The sequence below is a fragment of the Pseudomonas saliphila genome, from assembly GCF_008638345.1.
In the GTDB taxonomy this organism is placed as follows: domain Bacteria; phylum Pseudomonadota; class Gammaproteobacteria; order Pseudomonadales; family Pseudomonadaceae; genus Halopseudomonas; species Halopseudomonas saliphila.
Genome location: NZ_VTVA01000016.1, coordinates 80,394 through 101,822 on the forward strand (window position 1 = coordinate 80,394; position 21,429 = coordinate 101,822).

The following is a 21,429-nucleotide window of genomic DNA, read 5'->3' on the forward strand; positions in this document are numbered from 1 at the left end:
AAGACAATGCAATTCACCATCCAGCGCGAAGCCCTGTTAAAGCCCCTGCAACTGGTGGCCGGTGTTGTAGAGCGGCGGCAGACCCTTCCGGTGCTGTCGAACGTTTTACTTGTAGTCGACGGCAACACCCTGTCACTCACCGGCACTGACCTGGAAGTTGAGCTTGTCGGTCGCATTAATCTGGAAGACGGCGCCGAGGCCGGCGAGATTACCGTGCCCGCGCGCAAGCTCATGGATATCTGCAAATCATTGCCTGATGACGCGACCCTGAACGTCAAGGTTGATGACAATAAAGCAGTGATCAAGGCAGGTCGTAGTCGCTTTACCCTGGCCACGCTGCCTGCCGCAGATTTCCCGAACGTCGAGGACAGTCCTGGCGCGATGAGTTTCGCCGTGAGTCAGAACAAACTCCGTCGGCTGATTGAGCGCACCAGCTTTGCGATGGCGCAGCAGGATGTCCGCTACTACCTGAACGGCATGCTGCTGGAAATCAACAACGGCCAGCTGCGTTCAGTCGCTACCGACGGCCATCGCATGGCGATGTGTACGGTCGATGCGGGTATTGACTATCAGGAGCGCTACCAGCTGATTGTGCCGCGCAAGGGCATCCTCGAGCTGGCACGGTTGCTGGGCGAGGCTGATGACCTGGTCAACATTACACTGGGTTCACATCACATCCGCGCGACCACGGGCGACTTTACCTTTACCTCCAAACTGGTAGACGGCAAATTCCCCGATTACGAGCGGGTATTGCCACGTGGCGGCGACAAGGTGGTGCTGGCCGACAGGCAAACGCTGCGTAACGCCTTTTCTCGTACGGCCATTCTGTCCAACGAGAAATACCGCGGCATTCGGTTGATGCTTAGCGAAGGGCAGTTGAAAATTCAGGCGAACAACCCTGAACAGGAAGAAGCCGAGGAAGAGATTGTCGTTGAGTACTCGGGCGCTTCGTTGGAAATTGGCTTTAACGTTAGCTATCTGTTGGATGTAATGAACGTTCTGGGCAGCGAACACGTGAAGATGATCCTGGCTGACGCTAATAGCAGCGCGCTGGTGCAAGAGTCCGAAAATGACGACTGCTTGTATGTCGTCATGCCCATGCGTCTCTAGTCCAACCAATGCCGCTTAAGCGCCTTGCCGTTACCGGGGTGCGCAATCTGCACCCGGTAACGCTTTACCCTTCCCCCCGCATTAACATCATTTCTGGTTCTAACGGCAGCGGTAAAACCAGTCTTCTGGAAGCGATTCATATTCTGGGCATGGCCCGCTCCTTCCGTAGTACCAAACTTCACCCCGTGATTCAGCACGAGCAGGAAGCCTGTACGGTTTTTGCCGAGGTCGCACTGCATTCCGGACAGCTGTGCTCCATGGGCATCACGCGCACCAGGCAAGCGGAGTACCAGATCCGTCTTAACGGTCAAACGGCGCGTAGCACTGCTCAACTCGCTGAAACCCTTCCGCTGCAGGTTATCAATCCTGACAGTTTCAAACTGCTTGAAGGCGCCCCCAAACAACGCCGTCAGTATCTTGATTGGGGAGTGTTCCACGTGGAACATCGGTTCCTGTCCGCTTGGCAGCGATTGCAAAAAAGCCTCAAGCAACGGAATTCATTGCTCCGGCGTGGTAGAATCGAACGTTCGATGATTAGCCCCTGGGACGCTGAGTTTATCCAGGCCGGGGAGCAGATCGATGGGTATCGGCAAACCTATCTGAAGCGCCTCAAGCCCGCTTTCGAACAGGTGCTTGCTCAGCTGATCGACCTGCCTGATTTGAAGCTTAGTTACTTCCGTGGCTGGGATAAGGATCGGGCGCTGGGCGATGTACTGGATACCCAATTCGAGCGCGATGCACAGCTTGGCCATACGCAAGCCGGGCCACAGCGTGCTGACCTTCGGCTACGTATCCAGGGTATGAACGCGGTTGATGTGCTTTCCAGGGGCCAACAGAAGCTGGTTGTATGTGCACTAAAAATCGCACAAGGCTATTTGCTGCGGGAAAGTGACAAGCTGAAAGACTGCGTGTTTCTTATCGACGACTTGCCTTCCGAGCTCGATCAGCAACATAGGAAGGCGCTGTGCGCATTGTTGGAAGCGCTTGAGTGCCAGGTTTTTATTAGTTGTGTTGAGCCGGAGCAGCTGTCTAATTGCTGGCAAGACGCAACACCTCGGGCCATGTTCCACGTGGAACATGGTCAAATTATGCAGACCGAATGACGTCTGGAGTGACTACAAGATGACAGAAGAAAGAGCTTACGATTCCTCAAGTATTAAGGTCCTGAAGGGCCTCGATGCGGTGCGCAAACGCCCGGGCATGTACATCGGGGACACGGACGACGGTACCGGTCTCCATCACATGGTCTTTGAGGTGGTCGATAACTCTATCGATGAAGCCCTTGCAGGTCACTGTACGGACATCAACATCATCATCCACGCCGATGAGTCCATCACGGTGAACGACAACGGCCGCGGGATTCCGGTAGACGCCCACGAAGAGGGTGTGTCGGCGGCGGAAGTGATCATGACCGTGCTTCACGCGGGCGGTAAGTTTGATGAGAACAGCTACAAGGTATCCGGTGGTCTTCACGGCGTAGGCGTGTCCGTGGTCAATGCGCTCTCTGAGAAGCTCGTACTGACGGTCCGGCGGGAAGGTAAGGTATGGGAGCAGGATTACTCCCACGGCGTCCCCCTGGCGCCTCTCAAGGCCATCGGTGACGCTAATACCAACGGCACGCAGATATACTTCAAGCCCTCGGCCGAAACCTTTACTAGCATCAGTTTCTCCTGGGACATACTCGCCAAGCGCCTTCGCGAGCTGTCGTTCCTGAACTCCGGGGTGGGCATCAACCTGACCGACGAACGCACCGGTCGGCACGAGTTGTTCAAGTACGAGGGTGGGTTACGCGCCTTCGTCGATTACCTGAACGTGAACAAGACCACTGTCAACTCCGTGTTCCATTTCAACGTGCAGCGTGACGACGGCATCGCTGTTGAAGTTGCGATGCAGTGGAACGACAGCTTCAACGAGAGTCTGTTGTGTTTCACCAACAACATTCCGCAGCGCGATGGCGGCGCCCACCTCGCCGGCTTCCGCAGTGCACTGACGCGTACGCTCAACAGTTATATCGAACAGGAAGGACTGCTGAAGAAAATGAAGGTCAGCACCTCCGGTGACGATGCCCGCGAAGGCCTGACTGCGATCATTTCTGTGAAGGTGCCAGATCCCAAGTTCTCTTCCCAGACCAAGGACAAATTGGTCTCATCCGAGGTGAAAACCGCGGTTGAGCAGGAAATGAACAAGCAGTTTGCGGATTATTTGCTGGAGCGGCCCAACGAAGCCAAGGCCGTTGTCGGCAAGATGATTGACGCCGCACGTGCGCGTGAGGCCGCTCGCAAAGCACGGGAAATGACCCGCCGTAAGGGCGCCCTGGATATTGCCGGACTCCCCGGGAAACTGGCCGATTGTCAGGAGAAGGACCCGGCACTCTCTGAACTTTACATAGTGGAGGGTGATTCCGCCGGCGGTTCAGCCAAACAGGGCCGCAATCGGAAGACCCAGGCGATTCTCCCGCTCAAGGGTAAGATCCTCAACGTCGAAAAAGCGCGCTTCGACAAGATGCTGTCCTCCGTTGAAGTGGGCACCCTAATTACAGCCCTAGGCTGCGGTATCGGGCGCGACGAATTCAATATCGACAAGCTGCGCTACCACAACATCATCATCATGACCGATGCGGACGTTGACGGTTCGCACATCCGGACCCTGTTGCTGACGTTCTTCTTCCGGCAGATGCCGTTGCTGATCGAGCGGGGCTATATTTATATCGCTCAGCCTCCGCTCTACAAGATCAAGAAAGGCAAGCAGGAACAGTATCTTAAGGATGACGAGGCGCTGCAGAATTACCTCACGCAGTCGGCGCTCGAGGACTCCTATCTGTTTGTTAACGAGCATGCGCCGGGCATTACCGGTGAGCATCTCGAAAAAATCGTTCAGGAATTCCGCTCGGTCATGAAGACCCTGGATCGACTGTCACGGCTGTATCCGCTCGAGTTGATGGAGCATTTCATCTATCTCCCCCGCCTCACCGCGGACAACGTCTCGGACAAGGCGTTTATGGAAGAGTGGATCGGCAAGTTCGAGACAATGGTCAAGACCGGCGAGAAATCGGGTCAGCAGTTCAATGTCAGCCTGCGCGAAGACCGCGAACGCAACCTATGGTTGCCGCAAGTCGAATCGATATCCCATGGCCTATCCAGCTATTACACGTTCAATCGCGATCTGTTCGCGAGCAACGATTACCGCACCATGGCCGAATTGGGGGAGAAACTGCAAAGCCTGCTCGAAGACGGTGCCTATATGCAGCGCGGCGAGAAGAAAAAGCCGATCACCCATTTCAAGGAAGGTCTGGAATGGATGATGAACGAAACGGCCAGACGCCACACTATTCAGCGCTATAAGGGGCTGGGCGAGATGAATCCGGATCAGCTGTGGGAGACCACCATGGATCCCGAGAGTCGTCGTATGTTGCGGGTGAACATCGAAGATGCCATTGCCGCCGATCAAATCTTCAATACCTTGATGGGCGACCATGTAGAGCCACGGCGCGAGTTTATCGAAGCCAATGCGCTTGCGGTGTCTAATCTGGACGTTTAAACGAAGCGATATAAGGTTGGTGTTTCACCAACAGAAAAACCCCGGTCGGGCATCAGCTCCGCCGGGGTTTTTCCTTAATGTTCAGCAAGAAACGTGTGGGTCTAGCCTGCCGCTTGTCTAAGCGGTTGCACGGCCTGTTCGGGTTGTTCGGTATGAATCGATTCCGACATGGAATGCAGCATGCTGCGGATCTGGCCTTCCAGAGACTGCAGATGCGCGAGCATATTCTCGTGTGAAATCAATAACTCACAGTCATCGGGACTTCGGTCGAGTGCCTGTTGACCCATTTCAACAAACCACCGGGCTTTTTCGATACGGAGCTGAAGCTGAGCGATGTGATTATCGACTTGTATCATGAGCATTACTTCCCTATTCAGGCGCTTAACAAATATCCCATTCATCTCGAACGGCTGGATGTGGAGCCGGGATATGGCTGGTCACTTCTCGATATCTGATCGGTTTTTGGGGAAAAGACCGAACGGCCAGAATCTTGCTACCATTTTTTTGTTCTGCTGGATTGTTATGGTATGAGCCGCCCCGATGGCTCATAAATAACATTCTAGTGCCGAATTAATGTGACGTAGTACCACTTGTCTGATTGCAAGGCTCTGAAACGGTCTATAAGACTAATGGTCTCCCCACCGCGAACATCCATGTCCAACCCTATGCCAGAGTCGCTAAGCCGTTATGCTCACAAAAAAGGCCAGCAAGAGCTGGCCTGATCAAGTGGACAAAACATGCCTAGGGAAGTGGCCCGTACTCTGTGCAGTTACCGGTATCGACATATTTCTTCAGCACCTCCCATTGCGCCTTGTCCTTCCCGTCCTTGCCGGGTTCTACCGAGAGCTTGTACGTGCCCCAGGATGGACCCGCCGCCCAATAGCTCACCGGGATGCAATTTTCCTGCAGGTAGCCGAGCATGTTATCCATGGCCTTCAGATACTGGGCATCATTCGGCACGCCAAACTCGCCAATATGTCCGCGCTTATAGTTTTCCTTGAGCCAGTTGACGAACGGTTTCACCCGGTTAACGCCGACCATGGGGTCGAACTTGTCATAGCTTTGTTTGTAGCTGCCGCTGGCATCCGGATCCAGATACACGTGCGCTGAGAAAACCAGGTTATTCGTCGGGTCGTCCAGTTCCAGTAGCGCATCAGCATACTTCGGCCAACGGGCAGCGCTCGACCAGGAGGTGCCTTCGATGAAGATAGGCTTCAGCCTGTCGTGTTTGCGTACCCCGTCAATACCCGCCTGGGCCGCCGCCGGCCATTTATCGTCGGCGCCGTAGGGCTCGTTCATGATGTCGTAAGCATATAGCGCGGGATGATCGCTCCACCGCTTGGCGATACGCGACAGCAGGTCTCTGAAGGCCGCTACCGGTACTTTTTCGGTGCCGATCACGTTACCGCGATAGCGGGCGTAATTGTGCACATCGAGCAAGATATCAATGTAATTTTGCTCGGCCTGATCGAGCATGTCGTCGATGTGACCGGCATAAACTTCGTCCAATTTGCCGTTGAGCGTTGGCTGCAGGCGTTCCCACTTGATCGGAAAACGCACTGAGGTGATACCTTTTGCCGCCCAACGATCGAAGTAGGCATCCGGTGGGAAGAAATAATGCGTGCCCTCCTTGCCAGGTAGTTCGCTGCTGGTGAACTCGGCCCCCGCGACGTTGAGACCGATCAGAGCAATCGGCCCACCGGTATCAATGTCCCCAGCGCGCTCCTTTTGAACAGTCTTGGCGCTGACTGATTGCTTGGCCTCGGTGCTGTCATCGCCGATAGTCGCGTCTGGCGTCGGCTCCGGTTGTTGTTCGATTTGTTCGACGCCGGGATCGTCAAATTCGGGTTCGCTATCGTCACTGCCGCTACGACAACCTTGGCTGGAAACTACAATCAGACCAAGCGCGACAGGCATCAGCCATCTTTGCAGGGGATGGAGGTTGTCTGTCCTCATGGGTAAAACCTTCTTGTTCGATTGGGATCGGGGCAGAAGATAGTAAGAGGCAGATGGCGATTTGTGGCCGAGGCGATGCCAGAGTGTGACCAAGGTTTGGCTGGGGGTCAGGAAGGGTGACTGGTGTCGCAAAACGCAGCGGCAAAGACCGCCAATTCAGGCCCTCGGATGACCCTGTAACCGGCACTTTATATGCCTGATGGTCAGCCGCAAACCCCCGTGCTTCATGGCCTAATGCCTTGTTTCTCGATGTTTGGTCTTGTCGGCTTTTTCCGACGTGTTGGGTTCAAACGGGAGGCTGAGGCAGGCTCAATAAAGAGGTCTCGGCCCGGCGTTGTGTTCACTGCCGGGCTGAAGAATATTGCGTGCTGGGTAGTGCGTGTCGAGCTTAAGTCGACACTAGCGTGTGCGCATGTCAGTCAGGGCTTCATTGACCCATTGCTCGGCGCGCTTGTGCAGCTCGACGATAGACCGCGGGTCGCTGCCGGTGGGATACATTGCAGGGCCTATCTTGACCGTGATCGTCCCAGGGCGCTTGCCCCAGCCAACCTTGGGCCAGAATTCACCGGCATTGTGCGCTACCGGTACTACAGGTACGTTGTTGCTGCAGGCCAGTGCAGTGCCGCCGCGGGAAAACTTGATGGTAGTACCAGGCAGCACACGGGTACCTTCAGGAAAGACCAGAATCCAGAATCCCTCCGCCAGCCGCTCGCCGCCGACTTTTGCAAGTTGCTTGAGCGAATCGCGACCCTTGCTGCGGTCAATGGCGATGGGCTTGGCCAACGCAAAGGCCCAGCCGAAGAAAGGAACATATAACAGCTCTTTCTTGATCAGTTGCGTCTGCGGATGAAACACCTGTTGCAGGAAGAAGGTCTCCCAGGTGCTTTGATGATTAGCCAGCACCACCCCTACCTGATCGGGAATATTCTCGCGACCAATGACCTCATAGCGGATCCCGACCAGGTGCCGGGTCAGCCAGATCGCCATGCGGCTCCACCAGCCAACGATCAGGGTATAGCGCCAGTGTGGGGACAAAAAAGGCGCTACGATGAGCATCAGCAATCCCCATATTCCGGCGCTGGCAGACAGCAACAGATAAAAGAGCGTGACGCGCAGGGGCATCAAAAAGGACATGTTCAGGCTTCCAGCAAGTGAGCGGCCACGGCGGCCAGATCGTCAAATACGAGGGTGCCAGGCGGCAGCGATTTTTTCTCGGTAGCGGTGCCCTTTCCGGTGCGGACCAGAATGGGACGGCAGCCCACCGCTGCGCCTGCCTGTAAGTCCCGCAGGCTGTCCCCGACTGTCGGAACGCCGTCCAGGGGAATGTTGAAATGCGCAGCGATACGTTCAAACAGGCCTGTCAGGGGTTTGCGGCAGTCGCAGCCGTCATTGGGCCCGTGCGGACAATGCACAATCAAATCAATCCGACCGCCCTGCTCAGCCACCAGCTCCTGCAGATGTTGGTGCATGGCCTCCAGTGTGGCCCGGGTGAAATACCCCCGCGCCACTCCGGACTGGTTGGTGGCGACCGCAACAGTCCAGCCGGCGCGGCTCAGCGCCGCTATGGCGTCGATCGAGCCAGGTAACGGAATCCATTCATCCAGCGTTTTGACGAAATCGTCGGAGTCCCGGTTGATGACGCCATCGCGGTCCAGAATTATCAGTTTCATAAACCTTGATCAACCCAGCAGCGAAATGTCCGCTACCCCCAGGAACAAGCCACGCAGCCGGGCCAGCAAGGCATAACGGTTGGCCTTGATCGCAGGATCCTCGGCATTCACCAGTACCTGATCGAAGAACGCATCGACTGGCTCACGCAGCGTCGCGAGTGATTCCAGGCTGCCGGTGTACTGGCGATTGCGTGCCAGTGGTTCGGCTGCCCGCTCGGCGTCCTGGACTGCCCTGGCCAGTTCCACCTCGGCCGGTTCGTTGAGCAAGGCTGAATCGACGGTGGTCTCGATGGCGATGTCGGCCTTGGACAGAATGTTGGCGACGCGCTTGTTGGCCGCGGCCAGCGCTTCGGCTTCCGGCAGCCGGCGGAAGGCTTGCACGGCCTGTATACGTTGATCGAAATCCAGTGGCGAGGTGGGGGTGACGGCGCGTACTGACTGGTACACCGCAACGTCGATGCCCTCATCTTCGTAGCGCGCACGCAGGCGGTCGAAGATGAAGTCCTGCACCTGATTGACTAGCCCTTCGGCCGTCACTGATTCGCCGTACTGGGCAACAGCTGTTTCCAGCGCGGTATGCAGGTCCAGCTCCAGCTTCTTCTCGATCAGAATACGCAACACGCCAAGCGCAGCACGGCGCAGTGCGTAGGGATCCTTGCTGCCGGTGGGCAGCATGCCGATGCCGAAAATACCGACCAGGGTATCGAGCTTGTCTGCCAGTGCGACCGCCGAGCCGGTCAGCGTTGTCGGCAGCTCGCCACCCGCGCCGCGCGGCATATATTGCTCATTCAGCGCCAGCGCGACATCTTCCGCTTCCCCGTCATGCCGGGCGTAATAGTAGCCGGCGATACCCTGCAGTTCGGGGAATTCGCCGACCATTTCGGTCGACAGATCACATTTGCTCAGCAGGCCGGCGCGGGCCGCCTGCTCTGGGTCGCCGCCGATTCGAGTGGCGATGAATGCAGCCAGGTTAGAGACGCGCACAGCCTTGTCGTACACACTGCCAAGCTGAGCCTGGAACACCACATTGGCCAGGCGTGTGTTGTGACTTTCCAGCGGCTGCTTCTGGTCCTGCTTGAAGAAGAACTCGGCATCGGTCAGCCGCGGACGCACGACTTTCTCGTTGCCGGAAATAATCTGCGCTGGATCATGGCTTTCGATGTTCGCAACCGTGATAAAACGTGGCAGCAAACGGCCGTTGGCATCCAGAAGACAGAAGTATTTCTGGTTGTCCTGCATGGTCGAGATGAGCGCTTCCTGGGGGACCTCGAGGAAACGTTCCTCAAAGCTGCACACCAGCGGCACAGGCCATTCGACCAGGGCGGTGACTTCATCCAGCAGGTCATCGGGGATGATCGCCGTCCCCTGCTGTTCGGCGGCAAGCTGTTCAACGCGATGGCGAATCATCTCGCGGCGCTCGTTGAAATCGGCAATCACGTTCGCCCCACGCAGATCGTCGGCGTAGCTGGCCGGCGTGGTGATGCGCACTTCATCGGGATGATGGAAACGGTGGCCGCGTGAGGTCCGTCCAGCCTGTTGAGCGAGGATCTCGCCGGGGATCATCGAGTCGCCCTGGATCATCACCAACCACTTGGTCGGGCGGACGAACTCGGTCTTGCGGTCAGACCAGCGCATGCGTTTGGGAATCGGCAACGCCGCCAGCGCCGTATCGACGATATCGGGCAGCAGATCGTGCGCGGGTTGTCCGGGAATGGTTTCCACATAGCGCAGTTTCGGGCCGCTGTGGTCCAGCTCCGAGACCTCGACTCCACATTTGCGGGCGAAGCCCTGAGCGGCCTTGGTCGGATTGCCCTCGGCATCAAAGGCCGCCTGCACGGGCGGGCCATCCATTTGGCTGATGCGGTCAGGCTGCTGGGTAGCCAGTTGCCCGATGAATACAGCCAGTCGACGCGGAGCGGCGAAGTAGCGCGCTGAATCATAGCTCAGCCCGGCGTCCTTCAAGCCCTTCTCGACGCCTTGCTGAAAGGCTTCGGCAAGGCGTTTGAGCGCCTTGGGCGGCAATTCTTCAGTACCCAGTTCTACCAGAAAATCGAGCGGCAGCATTATTCGGCCTCCTTCAGTTTGGCCAGTACTTCATCACGCAATGCGGGGGTGGCCATGGGAAAGCCGAGTTTCGCCCGGGCCTGCAGATAACTCTGGGCGATGGCGCGGGACAGTCCGCGCACCCGCAGAATGTAGCGCTGACGCTCGGTAACGGAGATGGCGCGGCGTGCATCCAGCAGGTTGAAAGTATGCGACGCCTTGATGACCATTTCGTAGGCCGGCAGCGACAGTTCCGCGGCAATCAGGCGGTTGGCTTCGCCTTCATAGAAGTCGAACAGCTCGAACATCTTGTCGACGTTGGCGTGCTCGAAGTTGTAGGTCGATTGTTCCACTTCGTTCTGGTGGAACACATCGCCGTAGGTCACTCGGCCCAAGGGGCCATCGGAGTACACCAGATCGTAGACCGAGTCGACGCCCTGCAGATACATTGCCAGCCGTTCAAGGCCGTAGGTAATCTCGCCGGTCACCGGATAACACTCGATACCGCCTACCTGCTGGAAGTAGGTGAACTGGGTGACTTCCATACCGTTGAGCCAGACTTCCCAACCCAGACCCCAGGCGCCCAGGGTTGGCGATTCCCAGTTGTCTTCAACGAAGCGGATGTCATGCACCAGTGGATCCACGCCGATGTGCTTCAGCGACTCCAGATACAGTTCCTGGATATCATCGGGATTCGGCTTGAGCACCACCTGGAACTGGTAGTAATGCTGCAGCCGGTTGGGGTTGTCGCCGTAGCGGCCATCAGTTGGGCGGCGGCTGGGCTGAACGTAGGCTGCATTCCAGGTCTCCGGGCCGATCGCACGCAAAAAAGTCGCTGTATGGAAGGTCCCGGCGCCCATTTCCATATCGTAGGGCTGCAGAATCACGCAACCCTTCTCTGCCCAGAAACTCTGCAGGGCAAGGATAAGTCCTTGAAAGGTATGGACGGCTGGATTGGTCTGAGTCACGTTTTCACCCGGTTAGGCTGTAAAGAAAGGCGGAAGTATACATTCAGACAGGGGTGACATACAGGCGGAGACCAAGGCCTGGTCGACGACTCAAAGCTCAACCGCTGCTGGGGTACACTTGCAGCTCGACAACTGAGACAGCGAAGCGCCCATGATCACATCCGTAACGCCCATCATCCGTTGCCAGTGGTGTTCTGACGATCCAATTTATCAGGCCTACCATGACACTGAATGGGGTGTCCCCGAGTTTGATGCTAATCGGCTGTTCGAGAAGCTGGTATTGGACGGCCTGCAGGCGGGCTTGTCCTGGATCACCATCCTCAAGAAACGCGAGCGTTACCGTCAGGTTTACCGCGGTTTCGATCTCGAGTTCATGGCCAATCAAACGGATGACGATCTTCTGCAGCTGATGGCGGATCCGGGGATTATCCGCAATCGGTTGAAGGTCCGCGCAGCCAGGCAAAACGCACGGGCATGGCTGGCACTCAGGGAGCAGACCGACCCGGCGCAGTGGCTGTGGCAATTTGTCGGCGGCGCGCCGCGCATCAATCACTTCACCAGCATCGCTGAGGTACCGGCCATTACCCTCGAAGCGGAGGCAATGAGCAAGGCACTGAAAAAAAACGGCTTTTCCTTTGTCGGGCCGACTATTTGTTATGCCTTCATGCAGGCTACCGGCATGGTCATGGACCACACAAAAGACTGCTTTCGCTACCCCGCGCTTACGCGATCATCTGGCGGTGTCTCGCCCTGACGCGCCGCTGCCATTACAATACTTTTTTCCAGACTGTGTGGGGTTACCTGTGGAACGGCTCAAGGGCGCTTTGATTGTCGGCTTTCTCCGACTGTTTTCCATGCTGCCGTTCCGCTGGGCGCAGCGTCTGGGTGCGGGCATGGGCTGGCTCACCTGGAAGCTGCCCAATCGCTCCCGGGAAGTGGTGCGCACCAACCTGGCCCATTGCATGCCCGAGTTGAGCGCCGAGGAACGCGAAGCGCTGGTCGGTGAGACGCTGATCAACACCGGTCGCAGCGTCGCGGAAAGTGCCTGTGCCTGGATGTGGAAACCGGCCAAGACGCTGAGTTACGTCAAGGAAGTCGAGGGCGAGCACCTGCTGCAGGCGGCGTTGGCATCGGGCGATGGTGTGGTCTGTATCACCAGCCATCTGGGCAACTGGGAAGTACTCAACCACTACTACTGCTCGCAATGCTCGCCGCTTATCTTCTATCGGCCACCCAAGCAGAAAGCTGTGGATGATCTGCTCAAGCTTCAGCGCACGCAGCTCGGTAACCAGGTCGCAGCGTCGACCCGCGAAGGTATCACCAGCGTCATCCGTGAAGTGCGCAAGGGCGGCGCAGTGGGCATTCCGGCGGATCCGGAGCCGGCACTGAAGAGTGGCGTGTTCGTACCCTTCTTTGCAGTGCAGGCGCTGACCGGGAAGTTTGTTCCGGGGCTGGTCAGGGGCGGCAAGGCACGGGCGCTGTTCCTGCATTGCATACGACTGCCAGACCACAGTGGATTCCGAATCATTCTGGAAGAGGCGCCCGAGGCGCTTTACAGTGAGGACGAGACCGAAGCAGTAGCCGCCATGAGTGCGGTGATCGAAGGCTACGTCCGTCGGTGGCCAAGTCAGTACATGTGGAGCATGAAACGTTTCAAGAAGCGGCCTGCCGGCGAGAAGCGCTGGTACTGAGTGCGACTGGGACAAAAACACAATAACAGGAGCCTGAACATGGCCAATCAGCGTCAGCATCCACGCACCATGATGAAATGCCGGATCAAGATCAGCCATCCCGACCTGGGCGATGTGTACGGGCAGACCCGCGATCTGTCCGACGGTGGGGTATTCGTGGAAAACGCTGATCTGGCGTCACTCGCCCCCGGCTCTGAGGTCCAGGGGCAGGTGCAGGACATGCCGATCGAGGCGCCGGTGCTGCGTATGATGGTTCAGCGGGTCATCGCAGGCGAAGGCGCGGGACTGGCGTTCCTCGACGAGGAGTAAGTGGCTGGTGCCTGATCGGGCAGCGTTGAGCCCGGCGTGGCTAGCGCCGCCAGAACATGGGTGTCAGCAATATGATCAGCGTGAAGACCTCAAGCCGTCCCAGCAACATGGCGAAGCTGAGTATCCATTTCACCGTGGCGGACAGGTTCCCATAGTGCGCGGACACATCCCCCAGGCCCGGCCCGAGATTGTTGATACAGGCCGCTAGCGCCGAGAATGCCGTGACGAAGTCCAGGCCAGTGCCGAGCAGGATCAGGAACATCACGGCAAAGGCGAACACGTACACCGCACAGAATCCCCATACCGCCTCAACCACCCGATCCGGCACCGGCTTGTTACCGAGCTTGACCGGAAATACCCCGTGCGGGTGCAGCAGGCGTTTGGTTTCACGCGTGCCTTGCTTGTATAGCAGGATGACGCGGATGACCTTCATGCCGCCGCCAGTGGAGCCTGCGCAGGCACCGATGAAGCTGGCGTAGAGCAGCAGGAACGGCAGCACAGTCGGCCACACCGAAAAATCGGTGACACTGAAGCCGGCTGTTGTGGCGATCGAAATGGTCTGGAATGCAGCGTAGCGGATGGATGTCCAGGTATCGAAGTACTCTACATGGATCAGCATGGCGCAGCAGACGACGAAGAGTGCGGCGAGTATCAATAGATAGGATCGGCACTCAGGGTCCTGCCAATAGCTCTTCAGTGAACGGAAACGCCAGGCCAGAAAATGCAGGGCAAAGTTGATTCCCGAGATGATCAGAAAGATCATGCAGATCAGCTCGATAACGGGGCTGTCGTAGTAGCCGATGCTCAGGTCATGGGTCGAGAACCCACCAATGGCCACAGTCGAGAAGCTGTGACCGATGGCGTCGAATAGCTCCATCCCCGCCAGCCAGTAGGCCAGCGCACAGGCCACCGTCAGCCCAGTATAGATCAGCCAGAGCACCTTGGCCGTCTCGGCAATCCGCGGCGTCAGCTTGTTCTCTTTCAGCGGGCCGGGCATCTCGGCGCGGTAGAGCTGCATGCCCCCCACACCCAGCAGAGGCAGGATGGCCACCGCCAGCACAATGATCCCCATGCCGCCGAACCACTGCAGTTGCTGGCGGTAGAACAACAGAGCCCGGGGTAGCGTGTCGAGCCCGGTAATGACCGTCGCCCCGGTGGTGGTCAGCCCCGAGAAGGATTCGAACACCGCATCGGCTACGGTCAGATCCGGCATGTCCAGCAGGTAGAGCGGCACCGCGCCGAACAGCCCAAGTACCAGCCAGAACAGGACGGTAATCAGATAACCATCGCGGGTGCGCAGTTCGTTGCGTCTACCGCGAACCGGCAGCCACGCCAGCACGCCCACCGCAAAGGTAATCAGAAAGCCGGTGACGAAGGCTTCACGGGCATGCTCTCCATAGAACCAGCCCACCCCGGCCGAGGGGAGCATGGTGGTGGAAAACAACATCAGCAGAATACCGATGATGCGCTGGATCTGTGGATACTGCATGCAGACGGTACCTTAGAGAAATGTCAGCCCGACCTGGAACAGGCGCTCGACATCACGGATGTGTTTCTTGTCGATCACGAACATGATCACGTGGTCCTCGGACTCGATAACGGTGGCGTCGCGCGCAATCAGCACCTGATCGCTGCGAACGATGGCGCCAATGGTCGTACCCGGCGGCAGATCGATTTCACCGATGGCCCGACCGACGACCTTGGACGACCGCGAGTCGCCGTGTGCCACAGCCTCGATCGCCTCGGCGGCGCCGCGTCGCAAGGAATGGACGTTGACGATATCGCCCCGTCGCACGTGCGCCAACAAGGTGCCGATAGTGGCCTGTGATGGCGAGATGGCGATATCGATCTCGCCGCCCTGCACCAGATCGACGTAGGCCGGATTATTGATCAGCGCCATGACCTTGCGCGCGCCCATCCGCTTGGCCAGCATGGATGACATGATGTTGGCTTCGTCGTCATTGGTGACCGCACAGAAGATATCGACTTCCTCGATGTTTTCTTCAATCAGCAGCTCCTTGTCCGAGGCACTGCCGTGTAACACCACGGCGCGGTCGAGGTTCTGTGCCAGGTAATCCGCGCGGCTCTTGTTCTTTTCAATGATCTTGACCTGATATCGCGTCTCCATGGCTTCGGCCAGACGTTCGCCGATATTGCCGCCGCCGGCAATCAGCACACGCTTGTTGGTGCTGTCCAGGCGTCTGAGCTCACTCATGACGGCGCGTATATCGGGTGTGGCGGCCACAAAGAACACTTCATCGTCAGCTTCAATCACGGTATCGCCCTTGGGGATGATCGGGCGATCCTTGCGGAAAATCGCAGCGACCCGCGTTTCCACGCCAGGCATATGCTGACGCAGGAAGCGCAGCTCCTGACCCACCAGCGGTCCGCCGTAATAGGCCCGAACGGCCACCAGCTGAACCTTGCCTTCCGCGAAGTCCAGCACCTGCAAGGCGCCGGGATTCTCGATCAGGCGTTTGATATAAGTAGTCACCGCCTGTTCGGGACTGATCAATACATCGATAGGTATCGCATCGTTGTGAAACAGGCCGCCACGGGCCAGGTACGCCGATTCACGTATGCGCGCGATCTTGGTCGGTGTACGGAACAGGGTGTAGGCCACCTGACAGGCGATCATGTTGGTTTCGTCGCTGCTGGTGACGGCGATCAGCATGTCGGCGTCGTCGGCCCCGGCGTGGCGCAGTACGGTGGGAAATGAGCCGCGGCCGACCACAGTGCGGATGTCCAGTCGATCACTCAGATCGCGCAAACGGACCGCGTCGGTGTCGATCACTGTGATGTCGTTAGCTTCGCTGGCCAGTTCGGATGCCAGACTGCTACCCACCTGACCGGCACCCAGAATGATGATCTTCATGACGCAGACGGCTCCTTATCTTCGACAGACAACCTGTCGCAGTGGGTAGTAGCGGCTATTTTGACCAATTTGGCCAGATAAAAGCCATCATGACCGTTATCTTGTGGCAACAGTTGCCGGCCGCAGGGCTGCGGTTCACCGTAGGTTGCGCCGATCGACACTTCGCGAGCGCCCGGTTCGCGCTGCAGGAACGCCTCCACCACCCGGGTATTCTCTTCAGGCAATACCGAGCAGGTGGCATAAACCAGAATGCCGCCGACCTCCAGTGTGTCCCACAGTGCATCGAGCAAACTCGCTTGAAGCGTCGCCAGTTCAGTAATGTCGGCCGGTTGTCTGGCCAGCTTGATATCCGGATGACGACGGATCACGCCCGTGGCGGAACAGGGCGCGTCGAGCAGGATACGGTTGAACGGACGCCCATCCCACCAGGCATCGATGTCGCGTGCATCGGCCGCGGTGAGCGTGGCGGAGAGGCCCAGTCGATCGAGGTTTTCCTGTACCCGCAGCAGGCGCGCGGGCTCAAGATCCAGCGCCACCAGTTCAGTCAATGCCGGTTGTTGCTCGAGGATCTGGCAGGTCTTGCCGCCTGGCGCGCAGCAGGCATCCAGCACCCGATCGCCGGGCCGGACTTCCAGCAGTGGCGCGGCCAGTTGCGCTGCCTCGTCCTGCACGCTGACCTGTCCGTCGGCAAACCCTGGCAGCAGCTGCACGTCGCAGGGCTGCAGCAGCCGGATGCCCACTGGGCTGTAGACACAGGCCTCTGCGGCGAGGCCGGCTTGTTCAAGTTGGTTTAGATAGGCATCGCGTTCGGTCCGGCGCTGGTTGATGCGCAGCGTCATCGGAGGGTGCGCGTTGTTCGCCTCGCAGATGGCTTCCCACTGCTGCGGCCAGTCCGCCTTGAGCTGCTTTTGCAGCCAGCGAGGATGCGCCAGGCGCACCACCGGATCGCGCGCCATCTCGGTAAACAGCTCATCGGCTTCACGCTGCGCGCGGCGCAATACGGCGTTGAGCATGCCCTTGGCCCAGGGTTTCTTTAACGTCTTGGCGGCGCTGACGGTTTCGTCGATCGCGGCGTGGGCGGGAATGCGGGTATAGAACAATTGATAGAGACCCACCAGCAATAGCGCCTGCAGGTCGCGGTCGGCCGGCTTGAGTGGCTTGTCCAGCAGGCGGTTGGCCAGCGCGTCGAGCCGAAAGAACCAGCGTGCGGTGCCGAAGGCCAATTCCTGGGTCAGCGCGTGATCACGCGGAACCACCTGGTTCAGTTGGCCCGGCAGGCTGGTCCCGAGGGACGCCTTGCCAGCCATGACCAGCGTCAGCGCGTTGGCCGCCGCCAGGCGGGGACTCACTGACCGTTTTCCAATGTCAGCCCCGGGGTGAACTGGTCGCGTCGTGCGTTATACAGATCGGCGAACGCCAGGGGTTTGCCACCGGGCAGTTGCACCCGGGTCAGACGCAGCGCGCCATCGCCGCAAGCGATCAGCAGGCCGGCCTTGTCCACTGCAAGCACTTCCCCAGGCGAACCCTTCCCCGCTTCCGGCCGTGCAGCCCACACCTTGAGCGGCTGATCATTCCAGCGTGCATGGGCCAGTGGCCAGGGATTGAAGGCGCGGATCATGCGCTCAAGTTCGACAGCTGGTCGGTTCCAGTCAATCCGGGCGTCGCTCTTGCCCAATTTGTGTGCGTAGGTGGCCAGGCTGTCGTTCTGGATTTCTGGCTTGGCCCCACCGCTGGCCAATTGTTCTATCGCGGCAATTACCGCCGGCGGGCCCATCTGGGCAAGCCGGTCATGCAGACTGCCGCCGGTATCCTCAGGGCTGATCGGCGTAACCGCCTTGAGCAGCATCGGGCCGGTGTCCAGCCCTGCTTCCATCTGCATGACGGTCACGCCTGACTCGCTATCACCTGCCTCTATTGCACGCTGGATCGGCGCTGCGCCACGCCAGCGTGGCAGCAGCGAAGCATGGCTGTTGATGCAGCCCAGTCGCGGAATATCCAGCACCGCCTGCGGCAGAATCAGCCCATAGGCAACCACTACTAATACATCCGGCTGCAGTGCAGCCATCTCAGTCTGGCTGTCGGCGTTGCGCAGGGTCTGCGGTTGGTAAACCGGCAGCCCGTGCTCTAGCGCTAGTTTTTTCACCGCACTCTGAGCCAGCTTGTGGCCACGGCCCGCAGGTCGGTCGGGCTGGGAATACACCGCCACGATATTCAGACCCTGGTCGATCAAGGCTTGAAGATGGGCCGCGGCGAACTCGGGCGTGCCGGCGAAGATGATGCGAAGGTCTGACGCTTTCATGGGGATCCGTAAAGAAAAGGCTTGCCGAAGCAAGCCTTGTGACTGTCTACCAGGGTGCGGCCAGGCTTAGCCGTTGGCCTGCAGTTTATGCTGCTTTTCCAGCTTCTTGCGGATACGGTCACGCTTGAGGTTGGAAAGGTAGTCGACGAACAACTTGCCGTTCAGATGGTCGCACTCATGCTGAATGCAGACCGCCAGCAGGCCTTCACAGATCTGATCAATCGGCTGGCCGTCCTGATCAAGCGCCTTGACCCGCACGCGCTCCGGGCGTGTGACCGTTTCATAGAAGCCGGGGACGGACAAACAGCCCTCCTGCATCTCTTCGAGGTCTTCGGTCAGCGGCTCGAACTCGGGATTGATGAACACCAGCGGTTCGTCCAGATTCTCGGACACATCAATGACCACTATGCGCTGATGCACGTTGACCTGAGTCGCCGCCAGGCCAATGCCCGGCGCTGCGTACATGGTTTCGAACATATCGCTGACTAGCTGGCGCACCGTATCGTCAACTTCGACCACCGGTTTGGCGACAGTACGCAGTCGCGGATCAGGAAATTCAAGAATATTTAATATAGCCATATCGGTTTGTGATGCACTTGTGGATCAGATATAAGTTGTGCTGCTAAGATGATCGCAGCTAGGAAATAAAGCGGGTCTGGCTCCTCGTAGCGCAGGAGTATGTACTCAGACCTCAGGTGCTGACCTACATAATAAAGGGATTCGTGTCATGAGGAAAACATTACTCGGCCTCCTGTTGGTGGCTTCGAGCTTTTTAGCTCAAGCGCAGGAGTCGGTATTCAAGGAAGATCACCCGGAACGGTATCAGGTTGTGAAGGGCGATACGTTGTGGGACATATCAGGAAGATTCCTCAGTTTGCCATGGAAATGGCCAGAAATCTGGCATGCCAACCCGCAAATCGACAATCCTCATCTGATCTACCCTGGCGATATCATTTCGCTGATCTACGTTGATGGCCAGCCACGGCTGACAGTCAATCGTGGGCAGGGTGGCACCATCAAGCTGTCGCCGACCATCCGTTCACGTCCGGTTGCCGAGGCCATCCCGACCATTCCGCTCGAGGCGATCAACGCGTTCCTCGATGCTGGCCGGATTCTCAACGATGACGCAGCACTGGAACGCGCGCCCTACATGATCGGCGGCGAAGCCGAGAGCGTTGTCGCCGGTGCTGGCAACCGGGTGTATGCCCGCGGTGAAACCGACGAGAACGTGGTTGCCTACGGCATCTACCGACGTGGTCGTTCCTATACTGATCCCGATAGCGGCGAATTCCTCGGCATCCATGTGCAGGAAATCGGCAACGGTCAGGTCCTGGACACCGAGCGCGATATCACCACGCTCAATATCACCCGCAGCCGTCAGGAAGTGCGGATCGGTGACCGTATGATGGAGACCGAGGAGCGCGCAGTGGCGTCCACGTTCTTCCCCAGCGACCCGGATCAGGAAGTCAACGGGCTGATTCTCGACGTGCCGAACGGCGTGACCCAGATCGGTCAGTATGATGTGGTGCTGCTGAACAAGGGCGCCCAGGATGGCCTGAAGGAAGGTAACGTGCTGGCGATCTACAAGACCGGCGAAGTGGTGCGTGACCGCATCGAGAATCAGCAGGTGCAATTGCCCGATGAGCGTGGCGGTTTGATGATGGTGTTCCGCGTCTACGATCGGATGAGCTACGGAATCGTCCTCAACGCCAGTCGTCAGTTGGCGATCATGGACAAGGTCCGTAATCCCTAAACGCCAGGCAGTAATCCAGTACCTAGCGGCGCCAATCGGCGCCGCTTCTTTATCAAGGATGATCCATGGCACTTCAGCTGTCCGACCCGCGGCAGGCCTGGCTCGCCCTGTCCATGCTCGATGGTCTCGGGCCGCGCTCCCTGCAGCGTCTGCTCGAATATTTTCCTTCTCCTGCCGAAGCCCTTGCTGCCGATTTCATGACCTTGCAGCGCGTGGGCGTGAGCCCCCGGTTGCAGGCGAGCATCCAGACACTGCAACAAGGCGATCCGGCGTTATGTGACCGCATCCATGCCGCGTTGGCCTGGCTCGACGCGCCCGATTGTCATCTGCTGTGCCTTGAGTCACCGGACTATCCGCCATTATTGCGCGAGATTGCCGACCCGCCGCCGGTGCTCTTCGTGCGCGGCAATATTTCACTGTTGATAGATCCGCAGCTGGCCATGGTCGGTACCCGACATCCCGGGCCACATGGCGCCGCGACAGCCAGAGCCTTTGCGCGCAGCTTTACCGAAAGTGGTCTGGTGGTCACCAGTGGTATGGCCCTGGGGATTGATGGCGCCTGTCATCAGGGCGCGCTTGATGTTGCCGGACAGACCATCGCCGTCTGGGGCACCGGGCTGGAAAATTGTTATCCCAAGCGCCACCGCCGGCTGGCCGAGGACATTCTGGCCAATGGCGGTGCACTGGTTTCGGAATTGGCGCCGGCGATGGGGCCGCATGCGAGCCAGTTTCCCAAGCGCAACCGCATCATCAGCGGCCTGAGTCTGGGCACGCTGGTGGTCGAGGCCAGCCTCAACAGCGGTTCGTTGATCACCGCCCGTCTGGCACTGGAGCAGAACCGCGAGGTCTTCGCCATGCCCGGCTCGATCCACAATGCCCAGGCGCGCGGCTGTCACCGCCTGCTCCGTGAAGGCGCTACGCTGGTGGAGACCGTGCAGGATGTGCTCAACGTATTGCATGTCCCACTTACCGCAGCCCTTGCCGAACCTGCCGCCGCAAGCAGGACTGAGCATCCCCTCGCTAAATGGCTGAGTCATGATCCGGTCAGTGCCGACTGGCTCAGTCAACACAGCGGTGTGCCAGTGCAGCGGGTATTGCAGGACCTGCTCGAGCTTGAGCTGGAAGGCATCGTGCAGCAGACGCCGCACGGTTATTCGCGCCGTTGATCTTGAGCCGCCCGTCTGGCTCGGATACTGTCGTTACTGGTAATCGAGACGA

At 58.5% G+C, this 21,429-nt stretch carries 19 protein-coding genes; 9 read left to right on the top strand and 10 right to left on the bottom strand.

Going from position 1 to position 21,429, the window contains the following annotated elements; all coding sequences use genetic code 11:
* Nucleotides 1-6: 6 nt before the first annotated feature.
* The 4 genes from dnaN (at nucleotide 7) to FHK95_RS20075 (ending at nucleotide 5,102) form a co-directional block, all read left to right on the top strand.
* Entirely contained in the window at nucleotides 7-1,110 is a 1,104-nt protein-coding gene (dnaN, locus tag FHK95_RS15895) for a DNA polymerase III subunit beta (RefSeq protein ID WP_150305613.1), read from the top strand.
* An 8-nt stretch (nucleotides 1,111-1,118) separates the two neighbouring features.
* Nucleotides 1,119-2,213, top strand: coding sequence for a DNA replication/repair protein RecF (recF, locus tag FHK95_RS15900; RefSeq protein WP_150305614.1), 1,095 nt, complete (start codon nucleotides 1,119-1,121; stop codon nucleotides 2,211-2,213).
* A gap of 19 nt (nucleotides 2,214-2,232) precedes the next feature.
* Nucleotides 2,233-4,647, top strand: a complete 2,415-nt coding sequence (gyrB, locus tag FHK95_RS15905) for a DNA topoisomerase (ATP-hydrolyzing) subunit B (RefSeq protein ID WP_150305615.1) — start codon at nucleotides 2,233-2,235, stop codon at nucleotides 4,645-4,647.
* Between the two features lie 278 nt (nucleotides 4,648-4,925).
* The gene (locus tag FHK95_RS20075) at nucleotides 4,926-5,102 is read left to right on the top strand and encodes a hypothetical protein (protein WP_178114825.1); all 177 of its coding nucleotides are present in this window, start codon (nucleotides 4,926-4,928) and stop codon (nucleotides 5,100-5,102) included.
* Between the two features lie 286 nt (nucleotides 5,103-5,388).
* Here the strand turns inward: FHK95_RS20075 and FHK95_RS15910 are convergent, their stop codons facing one another.
* From FHK95_RS15910 to glyQ, 5 genes are all read right to left on the bottom strand, one after another.
* The gene (locus FHK95_RS15910; protein WP_150305616.1) at nucleotides 5,389-6,564 is read right to left on the bottom strand and encodes a glycoside hydrolase family 5 protein; all 1,176 of its coding nucleotides are present in this window, start codon (nucleotides 6,562-6,564) and stop codon (nucleotides 5,389-5,391) included.
* Between the two features lie 438 nt (nucleotides 6,565-7,002).
* Nucleotides 7,003-7,737, bottom strand: a complete 735-nt coding sequence (locus FHK95_RS15915; protein WP_150305617.1) for a lysophospholipid acyltransferase family protein — start codon at nucleotides 7,735-7,737, stop codon at nucleotides 7,003-7,005.
* 2 nt (nucleotides 7,738-7,739) lie between these two features.
* Nucleotides 7,740-8,273 (bottom strand): D-glycero-beta-D-manno-heptose 1,7-bisphosphate 7-phosphatase, encoded by a 534-nt coding sequence (gmhB, locus tag FHK95_RS15920; RefSeq protein WP_150305618.1) that lies wholly within the window; start codon nucleotides 8,271-8,273, stop codon nucleotides 7,740-7,742.
* Nucleotides 8,274-8,282: 9 nt separating this feature from the next.
* Nucleotides 8,283-10,337 carry a glycine--tRNA ligase subunit beta gene (gene glyS / locus FHK95_RS15925; protein WP_150305619.1) on the bottom strand — a complete coding sequence of 685 codons (2,055 nt, stop codon included), beginning with the start codon at nucleotides 10,335-10,337 and terminating at the stop codon, nucleotides 8,283-8,285.
* Nucleotides 10,337-11,284 (bottom strand): glycine--tRNA ligase subunit alpha, encoded by a 948-nt coding sequence (gene glyQ, locus FHK95_RS15930; protein ID WP_150305620.1) that lies wholly within the window; start codon nucleotides 11,282-11,284, stop codon nucleotides 10,337-10,339. Before glyQ ends, glyS begins: the two co-directional genes overlap by 1 nt.
* 172 nt (nucleotides 11,285-11,456) lie before the next feature.
* Here glyQ and FHK95_RS15935 point away from each other — a divergent pair, with 172 nt between their 5' ends.
* The 3 genes from FHK95_RS15935 to FHK95_RS15945 are packed head-to-tail and all read left to right on the top strand — an operon-like array spanning nucleotide 11,457 to nucleotide 13,284.
* Nucleotides 11,457-12,038: a DNA-3-methyladenine glycosylase I gene (locus tag FHK95_RS15935; RefSeq protein ID WP_150305645.1), complete on the top strand. Its 582-nt coding sequence runs from the start codon at nucleotides 11,457-11,459 to the stop codon at nucleotides 12,036-12,038.
* A 49-nt stretch (nucleotides 12,039-12,087) separates the two neighbouring features.
* The gene (locus FHK95_RS15940) at nucleotides 12,088-12,975 is read left to right on the top strand and encodes a lysophospholipid acyltransferase (RefSeq protein ID WP_150305621.1); all 888 of its coding nucleotides are present in this window, start codon (nucleotides 12,088-12,090) and stop codon (nucleotides 12,973-12,975) included.
* A gap of 39 nt (nucleotides 12,976-13,014) precedes the next feature.
* Nucleotides 13,015-13,284, top strand: coding sequence for a PilZ domain-containing protein (locus FHK95_RS15945; protein ID WP_150305622.1), 270 nt, complete (start codon nucleotides 13,015-13,017; stop codon nucleotides 13,282-13,284).
* 40 nt (nucleotides 13,285-13,324) lie between these two features.
* Here the strand turns inward: FHK95_RS15945 and FHK95_RS15950 are convergent, their stop codons facing one another.
* From FHK95_RS15950 to def, 5 genes are all read right to left on the bottom strand, one after another.
* Nucleotides 13,325-14,773 carry a TrkH family potassium uptake protein gene (locus tag FHK95_RS15950; RefSeq protein WP_150305623.1) on the bottom strand — a complete coding sequence of 483 codons (1,449 nt, stop codon included), beginning with the start codon at nucleotides 14,771-14,773 and terminating at the stop codon, nucleotides 13,325-13,327.
* Nucleotides 14,774-14,785: 12 nt separating this feature from the next.
* The gene (trkA, locus tag FHK95_RS15955) at nucleotides 14,786-16,159 is read right to left on the bottom strand and encodes a Trk system potassium transporter TrkA (RefSeq protein WP_150305624.1); all 1,374 of its coding nucleotides are present in this window, start codon (nucleotides 16,157-16,159) and stop codon (nucleotides 14,786-14,788) included.
* Nucleotides 16,156-17,508, bottom strand: a complete 1,353-nt coding sequence (gene rsmB / locus FHK95_RS15960) for a 16S rRNA (cytosine(967)-C(5))-methyltransferase RsmB (protein ID WP_150305625.1) — start codon at nucleotides 17,506-17,508, stop codon at nucleotides 16,156-16,158. The genes trkA and rsmB overlap by 4 nt, the downstream gene beginning before the upstream one ends.
* A complete protein-coding gene (gene fmt, locus FHK95_RS15965) occupies nucleotides 17,505-18,458 on the bottom strand; it encodes a methionyl-tRNA formyltransferase (protein WP_150305626.1) in 954 nt (317 codons plus the stop codon). Before fmt ends, rsmB begins: the two co-directional genes overlap by 4 nt.
* Nucleotides 18,459-18,524: 66 nt before the next feature.
* Nucleotides 18,525-19,037, bottom strand: coding sequence for a peptide deformylase (def, locus tag FHK95_RS15970; protein ID WP_150305627.1), 513 nt, complete (start codon nucleotides 19,035-19,037; stop codon nucleotides 18,525-18,527).
* 148 nt (nucleotides 19,038-19,185) lie between these two features.
* Between def and FHK95_RS15975 the strand changes: the two genes are divergently transcribed.
* Both FHK95_RS15975 and dprA read left to right on the top strand, forming a co-directional pair.
* Nucleotides 19,186-20,211 carry a LysM peptidoglycan-binding domain-containing protein gene (locus tag FHK95_RS15975; RefSeq protein ID WP_150305628.1) on the top strand — a complete coding sequence of 342 codons (1,026 nt, stop codon included), beginning with the start codon at nucleotides 19,186-19,188 and terminating at the stop codon, nucleotides 20,209-20,211.
* Nucleotides 20,212-20,276: 65 nt separating this feature from the next.
* Nucleotides 20,277-21,377 carry a DNA-processing protein DprA gene (gene dprA, locus FHK95_RS15980; RefSeq protein ID WP_150305629.1) on the top strand — a complete coding sequence of 367 codons (1,101 nt, stop codon included), beginning with the start codon at nucleotides 20,277-20,279 and terminating at the stop codon, nucleotides 21,375-21,377.
* The last annotated feature ends 52 nt before the right edge of the window (nucleotides 21,378-21,429 follow it).

Coding starts and splice junctions, on each gene's coding strand:
- dnaN (WP_150305613.1), top strand. CDS start 7: ATGCAATTCACCATCCAGCGCGAAGCCCTGTTAAAGCCCCTGCAACTG.
- gmhB (WP_150305618.1), bottom strand. CDS start 8,273: ATGAAACTGATAATTCTGGACCGCGATGGCGTCATCAACCGGGACTCC.
- FHK95_RS15945 (WP_150305622.1), top strand. CDS start 13,015: ATGGCCAATCAGCGTCAGCATCCACGCACCATGATGAAATGCCGGATC.
- trkA (WP_150305624.1), bottom strand. CDS start 16,159: ATGAAGATCATCATTCTGGGTGCCGGTCAGGTGGGTAGCAGTCTGGCA.
- def (WP_150305627.1), bottom strand. CDS start 19,037: ATGGCTATATTAAATATTCTTGAATTTCCTGATCCGCGACTGCGTACT.
- dprA (WP_150305629.1), top strand. CDS start 20,277: ATGGCACTTCAGCTGTCCGACCCGCGGCAGGCCTGGCTCGCCCTGTCC.
- fmt (WP_150305626.1), bottom strand. CDS start 18,458: ATGAAAGCGTCAGACCTTCGCATCATCTTCGCCGGCACGCCCGAGTTC.
- FHK95_RS15910 (WP_150305616.1), bottom strand. CDS start 6,564: ATGCCTGTCGCGCTTGGTCTGATTGTAGTTTCCAGCCAAGGTTGTCGT.
- FHK95_RS15975 (WP_150305628.1), top strand. CDS start 19,186: ATGAGGAAAACATTACTCGGCCTCCTGTTGGTGGCTTCGAGCTTTTTA.
- glyS (WP_150305619.1), bottom strand. CDS start 10,337: ATGCTGCCGCTCGATTTTCTGGTAGAACTGGGTACTGAAGAATTGCCG.
- FHK95_RS15950 (WP_150305623.1), bottom strand. CDS start 14,773: ATGCAGTATCCACAGATCCAGCGCATCATCGGTATTCTGCTGATGTTG.
- gyrB (WP_150305615.1), top strand. CDS start 2,233: ATGACAGAAGAAAGAGCTTACGATTCCTCAAGTATTAAGGTCCTGAAG.
- FHK95_RS15915 (WP_150305617.1), bottom strand. CDS start 7,737: ATGTCCTTTTTGATGCCCCTGCGCGTCACGCTCTTTTATCTGTTGCTG.
- recF (WP_150305614.1), top strand. CDS start 1,119: ATGCCGCTTAAGCGCCTTGCCGTTACCGGGGTGCGCAATCTGCACCCG.